This window comes from Streptococcus pseudopneumoniae, assembly GCF_001072315.1.
Classification (GTDB): Bacteria; Bacillota; Bacilli; order Lactobacillales; family Streptococcaceae; genus Streptococcus; species Streptococcus pseudopneumoniae_R.
This window is the reverse complement of the sequence record NZ_JVLI01000203.1, coordinates 1-391: the sequence shown is the minus strand read 5'-3', so window position 1 is coordinate 391 and position 391 is coordinate 1. Positions and strand designations below refer to the sequence as shown.

Sequence of the window (391 nt, the reverse complement as noted above, 5' to 3'; positions counted from 1 at the left end):
GGAGGTTTTTATAATGGAAGTCATGATTGAAACGTGTTGTGGTATTGATGTCCACCAAAAATCCATTGTTTGTTGTATTCTAGATGGTCCACTAGATACTAATAAGCCAAAGAAAATTCAGAAGAAATTTGGGACAACTACTGTAGCTCTTCACAATGCCTTAGATTGGTTGGTGGAAAACCATGTCACACATGTCTTTTTTGAAAGTACTGGGCAATATTGGCTCCCTCTCTTTAATATCTTTTCAGATTCTAATCTCGTCTTGGTACTTGCCAATCCTCAACATATCAAGAATGTGCCTGGTCGAAAAACAGACATGAAAGATGCCGAATGGATTGCTCAACTCGGTCGTTGCGGACTAATTGAACCTTCCTATATCCCTGCCCCTGAA

The 391-nt window shown here is 39.6% G+C and carries 1 protein-coding gene; it reads left to right on the top strand.

Annotated features, from left to right (window positions below):
- Positions 1-13 precede the first annotated feature (13 nt).
- Positions 14-391, top strand: a 378-nt coding sequence (locus ADH54_RS10225) for an IS110 family transposase (protein WP_049525047.1), incomplete at its 3' end; no start/stop codon positions are given.